Source organism: Streptomyces sp. NPDC014727 (assembly GCF_043083485.1).
GTDB lineage: Bacteria > Actinomycetota > Actinomycetes > Streptomycetales > Streptomycetaceae > Streptomyces.
The window spans coordinates 1-17,414 of sequence record NZ_JBIBYR010000022.1 but is presented as its reverse complement, the minus strand read 5'-3'; the positions used below and the strand labels follow the sequence as shown (position 1 = coordinate 17,414).

Genomic DNA, 17,414 nt, shown 5'->3' with positions numbered 1-17,414 from the left:
CAAGGGCCTCGAACGCGGCCCTGGGATCTGCCGCTCGGGCAAGCCGCCGTCGCCGCGCTGCCCCGCCCCCCGACGACGCCGAGCGCCCGTCTTCCGTCCCTGGCGGGGGAGGGGGAAGGCGGGCGCGCTCGGGGTCAGGCACGAGACGGCGGGACGTGTCAGGCCTGCGTCGCTGCGGCCTTGATCGCGGAGATGTCGAAGTTGAGCTTGACCTTGTCGCTGACCATCACGCCGCCGGTCTCCAGCGCCGCGTTCCAGGTCAGGCCCCACTCGGAGCGCAGGATGTCGGCGCTGCCCTCGAAGCCGACGCGCTCGTTGCCGTAGACGTCGGTGGCCGAGCCGTTGAACTCCAGGTCGATGGAGAGGGGGCGCGTGACGTCCTTGATCGTGAGGTCGCCGGTGATGCGGTAGGCGTCGCCGCCGAGCTGCTCGGCCTGCGTGGAACGGAACGTCATGAGGGGGAACTTCTCGGCGTCGAAGAAGTCGCCGCTGACCAGGTGGCCGTCGCGGTCGGCGATTCCGGTGTCGACGCTGGCGATCCTGACATCGATCGACGCGGTGGAGTTGGCGGGGTTGTGACCGTCGAGCTTCAGGCTGCCCTCGTGCTCGCCGAAGGAGCCGCGCACATTGGTGACCATGGCGTGGCGCACGGTGAAGCCGATGCTGCTGTGCGCCGGGTCGATCGTGTAGTCGCCGGTGAGGGCGGCCAGAGCCGGGTCCACGGGGGTGGCGATGGTGGCGGACGGGGCGTTGTTGTTCTTGCGGTTGAACAGAGCCATGGCTCCTCCTCGGGGGACGTGATCGAGCGGCGGTCGAAGTTGTTGTTTAACCTTCAACGAGATTGACTCTAGCGCGATCTAGTTCAAAGTTCAACATCAGGCAGGTGAATTGTCGCGGGAGGAGTCTCCGGTCTCGCCGCCCCCCTGGCGACGCGCGTAGAACTCGGGCAGTATCTCCCTGCCCCTTACTTGTCATGAGCAGGAGGATCCCCCCATGGTGTCCCGTATGACACTGCGTCCCGTCCTGACCGCCCTCGCCCTCGTCCTCGGCGTCCTCTTCGCCCCCGGCGTCGGCGTCCTCGGCGGCGGTGCCACCCAGGCCCACGCCGACACGAAGCTCACCCACGCCCAGGCCACCGCCCGGTTCAGCTCCTCCGGGATCACCTGGTCGTCCTCCGGCAACTGCTCCAACCGCAACGTGGCCACCTGCACCTCGTTCGACCAGCTCAACCTGGCCACCGCACAGGGCGCCCAGACCCTCAAGAGCGCCACCGGCTGCGCGCTGAACATCACCGGCGGCACCGAGACCGGGCACGCCAGTGGCACGTACTCGCACTGGAACGGCTACAAGCTCGACTTCGGCAAGTCCACCTGCCTCACGAACTACGTCCACGGCGTCTTCACCTACATAGGGCTGCGCGGCGACGGCGCACCCCAGTACAAGGCCGGTTCCGGCAACATCTACGCGGACGAGGGCAACCACTGGGACGTGACGTACTACAACTGCGGCGGCTGCTGACCGCGTCGTATCCGCTCGCACGGGGTGCCTCGTTCCGCCACGGACGCCGTTGGCCGATTCGGGGTCCGCGTGACCTCGGCCTCCACGACCTGCTCAAGCGGTCGTGGAGGCCGACGTCGTTGCGCGGGGTGAACGGAGAGGGGCAACTCGACGCGGACGCAAGGACGTTCATCGTGGTCGGTCACGGCGAACGGGTCGGCCGGCCGAGAGCCTGTGCCGTCGCCGTCGCCGTCGCCGTCGCCGTCGCTGTCGCCGTCGCTGTCGCCGTCGCCGTCCCTGGCCCGGAGCATGCGACAAACACTGTGCACGGTGGCCCGGAGGCAAGCTAAGGTCCCCGGCATGCATTTCCATCGGATCTACGGCTGACACGAGCGGGCGGAGCCCCCCGGCTCCTCTCCCGCGCGCCCGTGCGCCCGACGACAGGGCTTCCTCTCGGACGGTGGCGCAGCGGTTCGTCGTGTCCGTTTCGCGCTCGCGGTGCTGGAACAGGCCGACGCCTTTGGCACCCATGCGGGGATGGGCGGCAGCAGTGAAGGGCTGTTCACCGGTGTTGGGGGACTCAGGCCCCCACGCTCACCGTGAACCGCCGCGGGTTGCCGTCGTTCGCGGCGCCCGAGACGTCCGGCTGCCCGTCGGGGCGCACGTCGTCGTACGGGAAGGCGTAGCCGATCGGGGTGTTGGCGTGGACGACGCGCGACCAGTGGTTGGTCGCCACGCCCTGGTAGTAGTCCGCGGCCGAGGTGCCGTTCGGCTGGTTGGGGTGGGTGAGCATCAGGGAGCGGTTGAAGCCGGCCGCGAGCCGGGCCAGCAGCGCCTTCTTGTCGTCGGGGTCGCCCGGGTTGTTGGCGAACGGGCCGTGGTTGCAGGTGAAGACGTCCTTGGAGGCCGGCTTGGTGAAGGAGTGCCCGCCGTCGAAGGTCAGGAGATCGCCGCTCACCCGGCCGGTGCGGACACCGCGACCGCCCTGCAGATCGATCCGCAGATCGGTGGAGCGGTACTTCTCCCAGACCTGGTCGATGTAGGCCGTGAACACATCGCGGAACGGCATCTCGTCCGGCCGGTCGAAGAACGGCGCCATCAGGTTCTGCGGCGAGATCACCCGCAGCACACCGCCGTCCGCGCCGCGGATCACCAGCTTGTCCCACGGCTGCCCGTCGGCGGCGGCCTGGGCGGTGAGACCGTCGGCGATCCGCTGGACCGCGCCGTCCGGGAGTGGGGCCACGGTGTGCGTGCTGTCGCCCTCCAGGGCCAGACCGATCGGCAGAGCGGTGACGAGGTCGACGTAACTGATGTTCGCGTACAGCTGCTGAGGATTGAAGGTGAACTCGCAGAACGACCAGGTCCGACCGTAATTGGCGTCAGTGGAGGTGGCGAACGCCGGTTCGACGAGGGCGGGGCCGGGGTTGAGGTAGAAGGTGAGGGTGTCGTCGCGCACGAAGTAGACGCGGGCACCGTACATCTGGGGAAGAGTCAGCACGACCGGCGCGCCGCCCGCCGCGTTCAACGGGATCGCGCAGTCGACCGGCAGTGGCGTCTGCGGCGCGGCGGGGGAGTCGGGACGGTAGACACCGCCGTCGGCCCGCAGCAGCACCCAGCGGTCGGTGCCCTGCTCGTGACCGGTGACGTAGGCGTTGACCCTGCCCGGCAACGAGCGGTTCTGCAGGGCGAGTTCGCAGGTCGCTGGGGCTGCGGAGGCGCTCGGACTCAGGGCGCCGCCCCAGAGGGGATACGTGAGGGCGGTCGCGGAGGCGGCGACGGTGCCCGTCAGGAATGTTCTGCGCGAAGGCATGAGAGGGCTCCTGAGGTGTGTGGGGGGCGCGGACGGGACACGTCGTGCGGGGCTGGGGTCCGGGAGCCGTCCGCGGGTGTGCACCACTGTCGCGGTGGCCGGGGAGAGCGTCAAGACTTGTGACTGAGAGCGCTCTCAAGACCGTTGGTTCTTCACAACTCGTCAGTTCCGAGGCGCTGTTGACGGTGAGGAGCCCCTCTGTTGACCGCGCGGTCAACCGGGATAGCATTGACCGTATGGTCAATAGCATTGAAAGAGATGAGCGCGAGTCGGCATCACTTGCGTCTTTATCGCTCGCAAGGGTGAGGCGACTGGTAGCCGCCTACGTGGTAGTGGCCTTGAGCACACTGGCGGCGCTGGCTGTCCTGGCGGTGGCGGCACCACATCTGGCGACCTCAGAGGCATGGGGCCACGCCGTGATCGTCGCCGCGTTCGCGATCGTGCTGCCCCTACGGATGCGCGCCGCACTCAAAGGGAGTCCCTCCGGCCTTCGTGCACTCACCATCATCGGATGTGTCCTGCTGGCGGTGAATCTCGTCGAGGCCGCATTGCCTGGCGTCTTCCCTCCATGGATGCGCGTAGAGATGCTCGTCATCGCTGCGATGATGCTGACTCTTGCGATCCTGTCAGTCCGGGTTCGCCGTAACCGACAGCCGGTCGCCAATGACCGGGCCAGCGGTCCACAGTGACGGCATGACTACTTCGTCCTCACAAACCACAAGGTCGGGTACGCGTCGGCAGCGACTCGACGAGAATCAACGCCGGGCGCAAATCATGACCGCAGCCGTGGAGGAACTCGCCGACTGCGGTTATGACGGCCTGTCGTTGACTCGCGTGGCCGAGCGGGCCGGCGTTTCCAAGGGTCTGATCTGGCATTACTTCGCCGACAAGGACGATCTGATGGAGTCCACTGCCAAGGCCACGATGACAACCATCCGCGATCGCATCGCGAACTCGCTCGACCTGACCGAGCCCGTCCCGGACATCATTCGCGCAGCCCTACGCCGAGTTGCGGCCTTGACCGTCACCCATCGGGGAGAACTCACCGCACTCAACCGCATCGTTCACAACCTGCGTCACCCCGATGGCTCGCCGCGCCTGACACCTGAAGACTACGAAGAGACCTACCAAGCACAGGAATCACTGTTCCGACGCGGCCAAACCGAGGGAACTCTTCGCGACTTCGACACCCGCGTGATGGCCATCACCTACCAAGGCGCGATCGACATGATGCTCGGATACCTCGGAACCAACCACCCCCACATCGACCCTGACGACTACGCCGACCATCTTGCGGACATCTTGCTCGCCGGCATTCAGCGAAGCTGACTGTGGTGACGCAACCCCGGACTCGCCGAGCCACCTAAGGGCTGTCCCGTAATCCGTGGTGGATCAGCGCGCGGCGTGAGATGCGGTGCATCGCAAGGCGGAGGGGCGTCCGCATACTGGATGTATGCGGACGTTCCGACACGGCTCGAACTGAGGTGAGTCACCTCGCTGCCCCGCAGTGATCACGATCGACAGCGGCTTCTGCCCCTGCTCAACCGCAAGGTGGAGCTTGGTGGTCAGCCCGCCCCGCGAGCGCCCGAGCCCGTGGTCAGCTGATGGCATCGGGCGAGAGCGCGGTGAACCAGAGCAGGGCGACGGTGGCGACGCCCATGATCGGGGTGAGTATCTCCGTCTCCAGCTTGTTGCCACTGCTCTTGATCACCACGATCTCGTAGCGAGTTCTGAGCGGCCACAACCAGGGAGCGCCCCTCTTCGTAATGGAGTCCCCCAGCAGGTGCGCCACACAGCCCAGCCCGATCGCATAGGGCAGCCAGCCAGGTGCCGAGGGGATGAACTTGGCAATCACCCCGGTGCCGATACTGGCCATCGACACGATGGTGCCCCAGGCGGAGAACCCGTGTCCGGGCGGGCAGAGGTTGAGTGCCCGCACGGCCAACGCCAGCAGGAAGAAGGTCATGCCCAGCGTGAACGGCCGTCCCAGGTAGGTCACCCCCGCCCAGCTGCCGACGGTCATGAGGGCCACGAAGAACAGCGAATGCGTGGCATGGCGGTGACCGCCGGAGGCCCAAGCGACGAAGCGGCACAGGGTCTTGGACACCGGGCCAAGGAAGTTGGCGATGGTGCCGTCGTGGTGGTCCAGGTCAGGCAACAGTGCGGCACCGGCGCAGAGCACTGTGCCCATCAATATCTCCTGCGGCTGCAGGTGAGCGTGCATCACCAGCGGCGGCAGGTATGGCGCCGTGCCTGCGAAGAGCAGTGCACCGCTCACGGCATGCGAATGGCCCATCATCGTGTATGCATCCTCCCCCGGTCCGGCGGCACAGTCGTCTCGTGCCTCCACAATCGGCAGACGCTATCAGCATGATCCAACTGGCCATGAAACAGCGGCGCTCCTCGCCAGGGGGTGACGAGCGTCCCGACCGACGAGGCGGCCACAAAGCGTCTTGCGAGTGTCGTGAGCACGGCCCTGTGCGGCCGCTGGCCGCGCCTCCTGTGCTGCGACAGGATTCGCGGGACGAGGGGTGGACGACGCGGCAACGGTAGTGGGCGTAGGGGCGAGTGTGATGGGCTGCGCCTTCGTGTCGCCGCTGCTGCATGCCGAGGCCAGAAACGCACCTACTGCTGCAACTGCGGTCAGCCCACGTACAGTTGCGGGCGGGACGACGATGACCTCATGGGCCTGCGGCCAGACTTCACTACTGCTTCCCTCAAGTGAGTGCCGTGTGCGTGAACTGCCACTTGGTAACCACCGCAACCCCTCAACGGTCACCCTGTCCGTCGCTTTCGGGACCCGCCCGGCAGCCGCCGCGGCGAGCACCGGTTCTCAGACCGTGGCACCGAGGAGGGCGGTCCAGGCGGCGGGGGGAACGGTGAGGACAGGGCCGTCCATGACCTTGGAGTCGCGGATGTGGACGGCGGCGGGGTGGGCGGATACCTCGACGCAGTTGCCGCCCTCATCACTGCTGTAGCTGGACTTGCGCCAGTCGTAGGCGACTTCGACGCAGTTGCCGCCTTCACTGGCGCTGTAGCTGGACTTGAACCAGGCGAGCGCGGAGCCGTGGTCCGGGTGTGCTGCGCGAGTCATGACTCTCCAACAAAGTCGTCCAATAGGCGCATGCTCTGCTCAGGAGAGAGCGCCTGAGAACGCAGCATCCCATATTTCTGCTGGAGGACACTGACCTCGTCGAGGTCGTCGATCAGGAAGCTGATGCGCTGTCCCTCGATGTAGGCAAGTTGATCGTGATCGGGGGTCTCCAGGAGCACCATCGGGCCGTCGAGCGCGGCATGAGTCTCACGAGCGGTCGGCATGATCTGCAGGCTCAGAAAAGGGAGTTCGGCACAGCGTCTCAGGTTCCGAAGCTGCTCGCGGAGCACATGGCGGCCCCCGATGGGGCGGCGTAGGATGCTCTCCTCCAGAAGGAAGTTGGCTGTCGGCCTCGGCCTGCGCTCGAAGACCTTCTGCCGGTCGAGTCGCGCCATGACCCGTTCTTCGATCTCCTCTTCTTCCAATGGCGGATAGAGGGAGACGAAGACCGCACGCGCGTACTCCCGAGTCTGCAACTGCCCCGGAACGACCTGATTCTCATAGGACAGCAGTGTCAGGACGTCCTGCTCATAGTCCACGAAGTCCTGGACGAACGCCGGGAACCGCTCCTTCTGTGGCACCTTCGACACCGCGACCTGCAACACCCCCTTCGTGTCGAGCAGTTCGTCCAGCTGAGCCGCGAAGTCCGCCTGTAGTGGCCTGCGTCCCTGTTCGATCGACGCGATCGTGTCCTCACCCACGCAGCACCGATCGGCCAGTGCCGTCTGCGTCATCCGGGCCGCCTTGCGGAACGTCGCCAGCTGGGCGCCGATCAGGTGCCAGGACGTGATCCGCTTGTTCTTCTTCGCCGAGTGCATGAACTGCCTCTCCCCGTCGTGAAACCCGGATGACCCGTCAGGGCCCGTACAAGTGCGTTGTACGGCCCGACGCGCTGATCAACGCTAGTGACTTTGTGTGACGTTGGCTGCGTGAACGAACCAACTCAACTCCCCTGCTTCCGCGAGGCGTTCCACCGCAGGGAACGCCGTTCCGTGCCGCTCGTACGGCAGTTCGTGCGCGAGGCACTCGTCGACTGGGCGTGCGAGTCCCGTGTCGACGATGTACTGCTCTGCGTGAGCGAACTCGTCACCAATGCCCTGCTGCACGGGGTCCCGCCCGGTCGCGGATTCCGTGTCCACCTCTATCTGGAGCCGGTCGACGGTGTCCTGCGTGTCGAGGTCCACGACAGCGGCGACGGGGAGGTGCGCCCCGTCGCCGCGGACCCGGCCCCCGATGCGGAGGGCGGGCGCGGGCTGCTGCTGGTGGCGGCGATCGCCGACAAGTGGGGTGTGGGGGAACGGGATCCCGGCAAGGTGGTGTGGTGCGAGTTCGCGGTACGTGGACCGGACCCGTGCCCTGAGTCGTATCGGCTCGCCGACGTGCTCTCCGGATGAGGTGACACGGTCGCCGCCGACACCTCCGGCGGTCGGCCGGTCTCTCAGGGCCGTCCCGTAATCCCTGGTGGGCGCGCGACGACAGCTACGGCACCTCGCCGCGTTGTCGGAACGTCCGCATACATCCAGTATGCGGACGTCCCTCCGCCTCGCGATGCACCGCATCTGACGCCGCGCGCTGACCCACCAGGGATTACGGGACAGCTCTTCGCCGCAGGTGGAGGATTCCTGCTGTCCGACCTATTCGGCCGACAGTTGCTGCAATAGGGGATTAATGCCGACCGGGCCGAAGTGGCTGTCGTCGCACAATGAATACCTCACTGTCTCTCTCGGCCCGGCTTGTCTTCCTTGTCGCGTACCGATATCGGGCATCCCGGGCCGACGGTGCCGAAGGCCGGAAGATTCCCTGCCCGTGCGGTTTGCCGCCGGGCCGGGCGGTGTACTACTGGGTTGTTCGACGCGCCGCAAGATCGACCACGACCTGTCCACCGCTGTTCATTTCTTGTAATGTTCCTGCCAGTCACCGCGCGTAGAATTCCTGTGGGACACCGAGTCCTGACAGGTAGTCGTTCCACACCTCCGCGCCCGGACTGCCGCCAGTGCTGGACGGTCGCGGTGTTTGCAGTTGTTCCTGACCTGATCCCGGTTGTCAGGGGGCACCCGTACGGCCGGCCGAGAGTATGAGGCACGTTCTGTGAAGGTTCGTACGAGGCGGTCGAGCATCCTCATCGCCGGGGGATTAGCAATGGCGCTGCTGACAGGCTGCGGCTCCGACGATCAGATCTTTGCATTCGACAGCAAGGAGAAGATGGTCGTCGGGATGTCCGACGGCATTCTTGCGACAGATCCGGCCGCGGGGTACGACCCCGGGTCCTGGCTACTGTTCAACAATGTCTTCCAGTCCTTGTTGAGCTTCCCGCCCGGGGCTTCCATACCTGTGCCGGAGGCCGCCAAGAACTGCGGCTTCTCGGACGGCAGCAAGACCTACACCTGCACTTTGCGCGACGGGTTGAAGTTCAGCAACGGCCACAGCCTCACATCGGAGGACGTCAAATACTCCTTCGACCGGGCAATCGAAATCAATGACCCGGCGGGCCCGGCGCCGTTGCTCTCCACCATCTCGGCGATCAGTACCCCGGACGAAAAGACCGTCGTCTTCCGTCTCAAGGTGCCCGACGCCATCTTCCCCAGCAAGATCGCATCGGGTGCCGGTTCCATCGTGGACCATAGGGTCTACCCCAAGGACAGGCTGCTTCAGGGCGGTAAGGCGGTTGGTTCCGGTCCCTACATGCTGGATTCGATCAACAAGTCGAAGGCAGATTTCTCGGTCTATTCCGGCTACCACGGCACGGCCGAGGTGAAGAACGGCGGCGTGACGCTGAAACTCTTCCGCGGCGACCAGCAGGCCCTCAAGTCGTCCCTGGAGAAGGGCGATGTCGACATCGCCTACCGTGGCCTCACCGCCAAGGCGATAGCCGCCCTGGACATGTCGCCCACCGCGGAGAAGAACGGCATCGAGGTCGTCCAGGGCGACAGCGCCGAGGTCCAGCACATGGTCTTCAACATGGCCGATCCCGTGGTCGGCAAGCTCGGTGTACGCAAGGCCATCGCCTACCTCGTCGACCGCAACTCCCTGGTCAGCAAGGTCTACCAGTCCACGGCGGCGCCGCTCTACTCGATCATCCCGGCCGGCATCACCGGCCACGGCACCTCCTTCTTCGACACCTACGGCGACAGCGCGCAGCCTCAACGGGCGAAGGACGCCCTGGAGGCCGCCGGTATCACCGACAAGGTGAAACTCACCCTGTGGTCCACGCCGAGCCGTTACGGGCCCGCCACCGACGACGAGTTGCAGACCATCGCCGATCAGCTCAACAAGAGCGGTCTCTTCGAGGCGAAGATGAAGTCCGTCCCGTTCGACCGGTACGAGAAGGACATCGCCGACGGAAAGTACGGGATCTACGTCAAGGGGTGGGTGCCGGACTATCCCGACCCCGACAACTTCACTCAGCCGTTCTTCGGCAAGGGCAATGTCTTGTCGAACAATTACGAGAACAGCGAGATATCCAAGCAGATCATCCCGCAGACTTCGTCCGTGACCGACCGCTCGAACACCCGGGAGGAGTTCGGCAAACTGCAGGACATCGTGGCGGAGCAACTGCCGCTCCTGCCGCTGTGGCAGGGAAAGCAGTACGCCGTCGCCCACGAGAACGTCCGGGGCCTGCAGAACTGCCTGGACACGTCGACCGTCTTCCGGTTCTGGGAGCTCGGCACCGCACCGTGAGCGGCCGTCCCGTGATCCGTGACGAAGGCGGTGAAGCGGTCCGGCGCCCTCACCTCGCGCGGCCGGAATTCCTTTTGCTGCGAGGCGCCGGGCGTGCCGCCCCGGTCCTCGTGCGGTAGGCCCGTGGTGTGGTGCCCGTCAGCCGGGAGAAGTGGTGGCGCAGGCTCGCCGGGGAGGCGAAGCCGCACAGCGCCGCCACCCGTTCCACCTTCTCGTCGGTGGTCTCCAGCAGCTCCCGGGCCCGCTCCAGCCTCCGCCGCAGGAGGTACTGCGGCGGGCTGACGCCGGTCTGCGCACGGAAGCGACGGTTGAGGCTGCTGACACTGATCCCGGCGTGCGCGGCGATGTCCGCGGGCGTCAGGGGGAGGTGCAGGCGGGCCTCCAGCCAGCGCAGCGTCGGCTCGATGCCCGCGCTCTCGGTGAGTTCGCGGTCGATGGTCTCCTGGACGCGGTCGCCATGGGACAGGAGGGGGGTGAGGAGTTTCCGGGACGTCTCACCGGCCACGCGCTCCCCGTGGTCCTGGGCCAGCAGGCGCAGGCAGACGTCCATGCTGCCGAAGATCCCGGCCGAGGTGAGGAACCGGCCGTCCGTCACGACCGTGCCGATCGGATCGACCTCGATACGAGGGTGGAGGCGGGCCAGCTCCTCGGTGTGCCGCCAGCCGGTCGTGGCGCGGCGGGCGTCGAGGAGACCGGTGGCCGCGAGGGTGAAGACTCCCGTGCCGATCGCGCCGATGCGGCAGCCGCGTGCGGCCGCGGCCCGGAGCGCCGCGAGCACCTCGGGCGTGGGCTCGTCGCGGGGGCCGTCGCCGTCCTGGCCGGGGATCAGGACGACGTCCGCGCCGGCGAGGCCGTCGAGCCCCCACGGGACGGAGATCCGGAGCGGGGCGGGCGCGCCCGTGGCGGTGAGGCCGGGGGCGGCGCAGAGCCGCACTTCGTAGTCGGCGCCGGAGTGGGTGGTCGTCGCTGTCCCGAAGACCAGCCCGGGGGTGGTCAGCTGGTGTCCGGGGAGCCTGTCGGGCACAAGAACGGCGATGACGGACATATGCAGAATCTATCCGAAGGTAGGGGACGGGGGTGCCGCGGTGGTCGGGGGTGCCCGAGCGGGCCGCAGGAGCGTGTGCCCGCCCGGTGCGTGTCGCGTCAGCGGTGCGCGTGGACGGTCTTGTCGATCCACTTCGCGTACGCGGGAACGTTGGTGTACATGCCGGGGCCGGTGCCGCAGGTCGGGTCGGTGTCGCCGTCGCCCGACGTGGCGCCGACCAGTTCCCAGCGTCCGTCCCGGCCGCGCTGGATCTGCGGGCCGCCGGAGTCGCCGAAGCAGGCCATGGAGCCCGGTGTCTTGCTGATCGTGCAGATCCGGGTCTTGTCGGCGCGGCCGGGCGAGCACTCGTTCACGGCGCCGATGCGGGTGTCCAACTGCTGGAGCCTGTCCGGGAACACCGCGTCGGGGAGGTTGTCGGTGTCCAGGACGGTGCCGAAGCCGAGCAGGCGGGTCGGGGTGCCGGGTTCGCCCACCTTCTTGGCGATACGGATGGGCTGCTCAGAGACGGGGCGGTCCAGCTCGACGAGCGCGATGTCGTTCCTGCTGGGCTCGGACTCGACGTCGTAGGCGGGGTGGGCGACGGTCCGCTTGATGTGGCGCACGGTGCCGCCGGACTCGCGGTCGTTGGAGCCGATGCGGACGATGCCGTCCAGCGTCTTCGGGTTGACGCAGTGGGCCGCCGTCACCAGCCAACGCGAGTTGATCAGCGAGGCGCCGCACTGGGCGTGCACCTCGCCCGCCCACTGCGGGAGCGTGGCCATGAACGGGTAACGCTGCGTGGCCTCCTGCCCGTTGACGATGGCGTTGGCGCTGCCGGACATCGCCGTGACGCAGGCCGTCGCGGCCAGGGCGACGGCGGCGAACCGTCCCGCACGTCGGGAGCGTGACCTACGGGACCGGGTCGGGGCGGCGGACGGCGAACTGCGTGTGAACACGGGTGATTCCTTCGTTCCGATGCGCGTCGTGCGCGTGGTGGGTGTGCGAACCGGCTGCCGGGCGTCGTCTCGCTCCCGGTGCCGCGCACCACCCATCCTGCGTAACGGCCCTGTCCGGAAAAAGAGGTCCCGATGTCACCCTCGGCTAAATTCTGGACATGCCAGTGATCGCCGTCCTCGCGCTCGACGGGGTGCCGGGCCATGAACTCACCGGGCCCGGAATGTGCTTCGGCACAGCCGTCCGGCACCACCCGCATGTCGCGTACGAGCTGCGGTACTGCACCGCCCCGGGCTTTCGCGGGACCGGCACCCCGGCGCCCTTCGCCATCCACACGCCGTGGGGCCTGGAAGGGCTGGTGGACGCCGACACCGTACTGCTGCCCGGCCACGCCGCTTTCCATGACGAGCCGGACCCCGGGGTCGCCGACGCGCTGCGGGCCGCCGCGGACCGGGGAGCCCGCATCGGCGCGTTCGGCACCGGGACGTTCACCCTCGCCGCCACCGGGCTCCTCGACGGACGCCGGGCGGCCACCGGGCGACAGTACGCGGCGGAACTGGCCCGGCGCCATCCCTTGATCGACGTCGATCCGGAGGGCGCCGTCGTGGACGCGGACCCGTTCCACAGCGCGGCCGGAGTGCTCGGCGGCCTCGATCTCTGCCTGCACCTGATCACCCTGGACCACGGCACGCCGGTCGCCATCGAGACGGAGCGGCAGGTCTTCATGCAGCTCCACGCACCCGCCGGATCCGAGGAGACCCCGGGCCGCGCGGCTCCTCCCGCCGCGGCCCGGCACAGCCTCGGGCCCACCACCCGGTGGATGGAGGCCCACCTCGACCACCCGCTGACCCTGAAGGACATCGCCGACCACGCGGGGCTCACCGTGCGTGGCCTGAACCGGCGCTTCCGGGCCGAGACCGGTCTCTCCCCGCTCCAGTACCTGCTGCGCGCCCGCGTCCAGGCGGCGCAGCGGTTGCTGGAGCGCGGGAACGACCCGGTGGAACGCATCGCCGCACGCACCGGCTTCGGTACACCCGCCAACCTGCGCCACCACTTCCAGCACCACACGGGCACCGGGCCGCGCGTCTACCGGACGGCCTTCCGCTCCCTGGTGGCCGCCCTGACCTGGGCGGAAGGCAAGAACGCCGAATCGGCGGAGCCCGCAGCGTCCGGCAGCGCCGACGACCCCGGAGCGGACGGACGGCACGGCTGACGACCGCGCCGCGCACCCCGGGCGCCGAACCGCCAAGACGTACCGTCCACTTGGACTTACGCAAAGCGGTTCTTGGACTGGAGGGCCCCCAGGGGCCGCACGTCGTTGACGCTGTCCAGTCACGGGGACTACTCAGAGCACATGTCACGAAGATTCACTTCGGCGGGCGCTGTCGCCGCCGCCTCAGCCGCCGTCCTGGCGCTGGTGGGGACCGCGCTCCCCGCCGACGCCGCCGCCCCGTCACCCGCCGCAGTCGAGTCGGCCGTGCCCGCGGACGCCACCGTCATCCAGTCCGCGCAGCTCTCGGTCGCCGTCGCCGACGACTTCCCCCGCGTCCTGGCGTACACCGACAAGGCGAGTGGCAGCCGACTGCTCGGCAGTACGCAACCGGTCACCGCCGTCACCCTGAACGGCACCGCGCACCCCGTGAAGCTCAAGGGCTCGCCCACGGTCACCGGCGCGGTCGCCCGCTACACGCTGGTCTTCACCGACCTGCCCGGCATCGAGATCGACGCCTCGCTCTCCGTCTCCGGACGCGCCACCACCTTCAAGGTCACGGCCGTCCGCGACACCGAGGCGTTCCGCGTCGGCACCATCGACATACCCGGCCACGACCTGGTCTCCGTCGGCTCCACGGACACCGGCGCCGCCACCGCCTTCACCCGGCTGGACAACGACTCGACGAAGACCGCCGACGTCTTCGCCCCGGTCACCGCGGACACCGCGCCCGACAAGGCACCGGCCGGCGCCTCGTACGCGTTTCTCAACACCGGCTCCCTCGCGGCGGCCGTCGAGTCCAACTCCTCGTACGACAAGCCCTCCGGTGCCACCGGTGGTGACGATGCCCGGTTCTGGCACCAGGCCCGCAAGGCGGACGACGGCAGTGTCCGGGTCGGGGTCTGGTCCGGACAGTGGACCTACCGCGGCGACGGCGCGCCGAAGCCCGAGAGCGGGGACGACCTCCCCTGGGCGAAGGTCGTCGTCACGCCCGACGCCAACGGCGACAAGAAGGTCGACTGGCAGGACGGAGCCGTCGCGTTCCGCTCCATCGGCATCAAGGCGCCCGGCAGCGAGGACACCCCGGACCGGGTCATCACCCACATCCCGTTCAACTTCGCCAGCCAGGCCACCCACCCCTTCCTGCGCACCCTGGACGACGTCAAGCGGATCTCGCTGTCCACGGACGGCCTCGGGCAGTTGGCCCTCCTCAAGGGGTACGCCTCCGAGGGGCACGACTCCGCCCACCCCGACTACGGCGGCGACTACAACAAGCGCGCCGGCGGGCTGAAGGACCTCAACGAGCTCCTCAAGGACGGCAAGAAGTGGGGCGCCACCTTCGGCGTCCACGTCAACGCCACCGAGGCGTACCCGGAGGCCAGGGAGTTCGACGAGCAGCTCGTCGACAAGACCAGGCCGGGCTGGAACTGGCTGGGGCAGAGCTACTACATCGACCAGCGCCGCGACATCAACAGCGGCGACCTGGCCAAGCGCTTCCAGCAGTTGCGCGACGAGACCGACCGCAATCTGAGCTTCCTCTACATCGACGTCTACTACACGCACGGCTGGATCGCCGACAAGACCCTTCAGGCCGTGCAGAAGCAGGGCTGGAACGTCGGCAGCGAATGGTCCGACAAGTTCGAGCGCGGCACTCTGTGGTCGCACTGGGCCAATGACCTCGACTACGGCGGGGCCACCAACAAGGGCCTCAACTCGAAGATCATCCGCTTCATCCGCAACGGCGAGCGGGACACCTGGAACAACGACCCGGTCCTCGGCCAGACCGCCATCGACGAGTTCGAGGGCTGGACCGGCGAGACCGACTGGAACGCCTTCTACGACAACGTCTGGCAGCGCGACCTGCCCGCCAAGTACGCCCAGCAGCAGAAGATCATCCGCTGGGACGGCAACGACATCACCTTCACCGGAGACGTCCGGGGCACGGTCGAGGACGGCAAGCGGACCTTCTACGACCACGGCCGCAAGGTGCTGAGCGGCACCGACTACCTGCTGCCGTGGGACGGCGGCAAGAAGCTGTACCACTACAGCAAGTCCGGCGGTACGAGCAGCTGGGCGGTGCCGTCCAACGGCACGTACACCGTCTACAAGCTCACCGACAACGGCCGGGTCAAGTCCGGCACGGTCAAGCCCGTCGACGGGAAGATCACGCTCACGGCCGAGGCCGGTCAGCCGTACGTCCTCTACCCGGACCACGCGCCGCAGGCCGCCGACCCCAAGTGGGGCGAGGGGACCCCGGTCGACGACCCGGGCTTCAACGACGACGGGCTGGGGGCCTGGTCGAAGACCGGAACCGTCGCCCGTGACACCGACGACAAGGGCCGCAACAGCGCCGAGCTCTCCGGTGGTTCCACCGCGGCGCTCTCGCAGCGCGTCGACGGCCTCAAGCCCGGCCGGCGCTACACCGCGTCCGCGCTCATCGAGGTCCAGCCCGGAAAGACCCGGCACACGACGCTCTCGATCGGCGGACGCTCCGTCGCCGTGGACCGCTCCACCGCGAAGGACTACGTCGCCGCGTCCGACTGGCACGGCACGTACTTCCAGCGCGCCAAGGTCAATTTCACCGCCCCCGCGGACGGCCGCGCCACGCTCCGCATCGAGGCGGCGGCAGGCAGCACGGCGACGGTACGCGCCGATGACGTACGGATCGTCGCCCATGCCCCGGCGACCCGGAAGAACACGGTCGTGTACGAGGACTTCGAGGACGTCGACCAGGGCTGGGGGCCCTTCCTCAAGGGTGACGCGGGCGGCTCCACCGACCCCCGGACCGTCATCTCCCAGCTGCACGCCCCGTACACCCAGGCCGGCTGGAACGGAAAGCTCGTCGACGACGTGATCGGCGGCAAGGAGTCCCTCAAGGCCCACGAGGAGAACGGCGGACTCGTCTACCGCACCGCGCCCTGGACCGTGCCGATGACCGACGGCCACCGGTACAAGGTGGAGTACGACTACCAGTCCAGCCACGCCGGGGCATACGAGTGGGTCGACGGCTACGACCGGATCACCGCGGACGGCAAGCCGAGCTCGGTCGAGACCCGCGCCACCCCCATCGGACAGCAGCGCACCACCGGCCACTTCTCCGAGACCGTCACCGCGGGTTGCGGCGACACCTGGACCGGGCTGCGCAAGCGCGGCGACGCGCCCGACGGCGCCGACTTCGTCCTCGACGCGTTCACCGTGACCGACCTCGGTCCGGCCCCGGCCGGTGAGATCGCCGCCTGCGGCACGCTGGCCGTCGACGCGGGCGCCGAGACCCTGGAGCCGGGCGCGGCCAACACCGTCAAGGCGAGCTTCACCAACTACGAGGCCACCGCAGCCACCGGCGTCGCGCTGAGCCTGACCGTCCCCCAGGGCTGGAAGGCGGAGCCCGCGGGCGCCGTCGCCTTCGACTCGGTCGCGGCGGGCGCCCAGGTCACCGGCAGCTGGCGGGTCACCCCGCCGGTGGACGCCAAGTACCAGACCTACGGCCTGAGTTCCGAGGCGTCGTACACGGTCGGCGGCGCACGCCGCACGCTCGGCGCGCAGACCTCCGTACGGACCCTGCCGCCGCCGCCCACCGCCGACAGCTGGGCCAGCGACCTCGACTGGACGGTCGCCGAGAACGGCTGGGGCCCCGTCGAACGGGACCTCTCCAACGGTGAGCAGGGCAGCGGCGACGGGACCCCGCTGACCCTCGGCGGCACCGTCTACACCAAGGGCCTCGGCAGCCATGCCCCGGCGAGGATCCGCTACTACCTGGGCGGCCGGTGCACCAGCTTCACCGCCCAGGTGGGCGTGGACGACGTACAGACCTCACGCGGCAGCGTGCAGTTCAGCGTCACGGCCGACGGCACCGAGAAGGTGAAGTCACCGGTCCTGAAGGCGGCCGACAACGCCTGGCCGCTCACGGCGGACGTCACCGGTGCCAAGTACGTCGAACTCGTCGTCGGCGACGGCGGGGACGGCAACGGCAACGACCACGCGGACTGGGGTGACGCCCGCTTCCATTGCGGTAGTTGAGATCGCAGGATGCGGGGTGGGGGGGGCCCCGGGGCCCCCCCCCCCCCCCCCCCCCGGGGGGGGGGCCCCCCCCCCACCCCCCCCCCCCCCACCCCCACCCCCCCCCCAGGCCCCCCCCGAGCCCCCCCAC

The 17,414-nt window shown here is 68.4% G+C and carries 14 protein-coding genes and 1 pseudogene; 7 read left to right on the top strand and 8 right to left on the bottom strand.

Annotated features, from left to right (window positions below):
• Positions 1-158: 158 nt before the first annotated feature.
• On the bottom strand, positions 159-779 hold the full coding sequence (locus ACF1B9_RS28060) for a YceI family protein (protein WP_391742765.1): 621 nt from the start codon (positions 777-779) through the stop codon (positions 159-161).
• A gap of 214 nt (positions 780-993) precedes the next feature.
• On the opposite strand from ACF1B9_RS28060, the gene ACF1B9_RS28055 reads away from it, so the two are divergent.
• Positions 994-1,518 carry a hypothetical protein gene (locus ACF1B9_RS28055; protein WP_391742766.1) on the top strand — a complete coding sequence of 175 codons (525 nt, stop codon included), beginning with the start codon at positions 994-996 and terminating at the stop codon, positions 1,516-1,518.
• A 559-nt stretch (positions 1,519-2,077) separates the two neighbouring features.
• Here the strand turns inward: ACF1B9_RS28055 and ACF1B9_RS28050 are convergent.
• Positions 2,078-3,307 (bottom strand): glycoside hydrolase family 64 protein, encoded by a 1,230-nt coding sequence (locus ACF1B9_RS28050; protein ID WP_391742768.1) that lies wholly within the window; start codon positions 3,305-3,307, stop codon positions 2,078-2,080.
• A gap of 119 nt (positions 3,308-3,426) precedes the next feature.
• Between ACF1B9_RS28050 and ACF1B9_RS28045 the strand changes: the two genes are divergently transcribed.
• Positions 3,427-3,996, top strand: a complete 570-nt coding sequence (locus ACF1B9_RS28045) for a hypothetical protein (RefSeq protein ID WP_391742770.1) — start codon at positions 3,427-3,429, stop codon at positions 3,994-3,996.
• An 85-nt stretch (positions 3,997-4,081) separates the two neighbouring features.
• Positions 4,082-4,636: a TetR/AcrR family transcriptional regulator gene (locus ACF1B9_RS28040; RefSeq protein ID WP_391742771.1), complete on the top strand. Its 555-nt coding sequence runs from the start codon at positions 4,082-4,084 to the stop codon at positions 4,634-4,636.
• Positions 4,637-4,738: 102 nt separating this feature from the next.
• Here the strand turns inward: ACF1B9_RS28040 and ACF1B9_RS28035 are convergent.
• From ACF1B9_RS28035 to ACF1B9_RS28020, 4 genes and pseudogenes are all read right to left on the bottom strand, one after another.
• Positions 4,739-4,897, bottom strand: a pseudogene (locus ACF1B9_RS28035) (IS5/IS1182 family transposase); the annotation flags it as partial.
• A 7-nt stretch (positions 4,898-4,904) separates the two neighbouring features.
• Complete coding sequence (locus tag ACF1B9_RS28030) at positions 4,905-5,606, bottom strand: metal-dependent hydrolase (protein WP_391742772.1); 702 nt, start codon at positions 5,604-5,606, stop codon at positions 4,905-4,907.
• Positions 5,607-6,140: 534 nt separating this feature from the next.
• Positions 6,141-6,401 (bottom strand): DUF397 domain-containing protein, encoded by a 261-nt coding sequence (locus tag ACF1B9_RS28025; protein WP_391742773.1) that lies wholly within the window; start codon positions 6,399-6,401, stop codon positions 6,141-6,143.
• On the bottom strand, positions 6,398-7,219 hold the full coding sequence (locus tag ACF1B9_RS28020; RefSeq protein ID WP_391742775.1) for a helix-turn-helix domain-containing protein: 822 nt from the start codon (positions 7,217-7,219) through the stop codon (positions 6,398-6,400). The genes ACF1B9_RS28025 and ACF1B9_RS28020 overlap by 4 nt, the downstream gene beginning before the upstream one ends.
• A gap of 111 nt (positions 7,220-7,330) precedes the next feature.
• On the opposite strand from ACF1B9_RS28020, the gene ACF1B9_RS28015 reads away from it, so the two are divergent.
• Complete coding sequence (locus ACF1B9_RS28015) at positions 7,331-7,795, top strand: ATP-binding protein (protein WP_391742776.1); 465 nt, start codon at positions 7,331-7,333, stop codon at positions 7,793-7,795.
• 694 nt (positions 7,796-8,489) lie between these two features.
• Complete coding sequence (locus ACF1B9_RS28010; protein ID WP_391742777.1) at positions 8,490-10,079, top strand: ABC transporter substrate-binding protein; 1,590 nt, start codon at positions 8,490-8,492, stop codon at positions 10,077-10,079.
• A gap of 49 nt (positions 10,080-10,128) precedes the next feature.
• Here the strand turns inward: ACF1B9_RS28010 and ACF1B9_RS28005 are convergent, their stop codons facing one another.
• Together ACF1B9_RS28005 and ACF1B9_RS28000 are read right to left on the bottom strand one after the other, a co-directional pair.
• On the bottom strand, positions 10,129-11,124 hold the full coding sequence (locus ACF1B9_RS28005; protein ID WP_391742779.1) for a GlxA family transcriptional regulator: 996 nt from the start codon (positions 11,122-11,124) through the stop codon (positions 10,129-10,131).
• A gap of 98 nt (positions 11,125-11,222) precedes the next feature.
• A complete protein-coding gene (locus ACF1B9_RS28000) occupies positions 11,223-12,059 on the bottom strand; it encodes a S1 family peptidase (RefSeq protein ID WP_391742781.1) in 837 nt (278 codons plus the stop codon).
• A gap of 158 nt (positions 12,060-12,217) precedes the next feature.
• Here ACF1B9_RS28000 and ACF1B9_RS27995 point away from each other — a divergent pair, with 158 nt between their 5' ends.
• A complete protein-coding gene (locus ACF1B9_RS27995) occupies positions 12,218-13,270 on the top strand; it encodes a GlxA family transcriptional regulator (RefSeq protein ID WP_391742782.1) in 1,053 nt (350 codons plus the stop codon).
• A gap of 141 nt (positions 13,271-13,411) precedes the next feature.
• A complete protein-coding gene (locus ACF1B9_RS27990; RefSeq protein WP_391742783.1) occupies positions 13,412-17,284 on the top strand; it encodes an endo-alpha-N-acetylgalactosaminidase family protein in 3,873 nt (1,290 codons plus the stop codon).
• Positions 17,285-17,414: the final 130 nt, after the last annotated feature.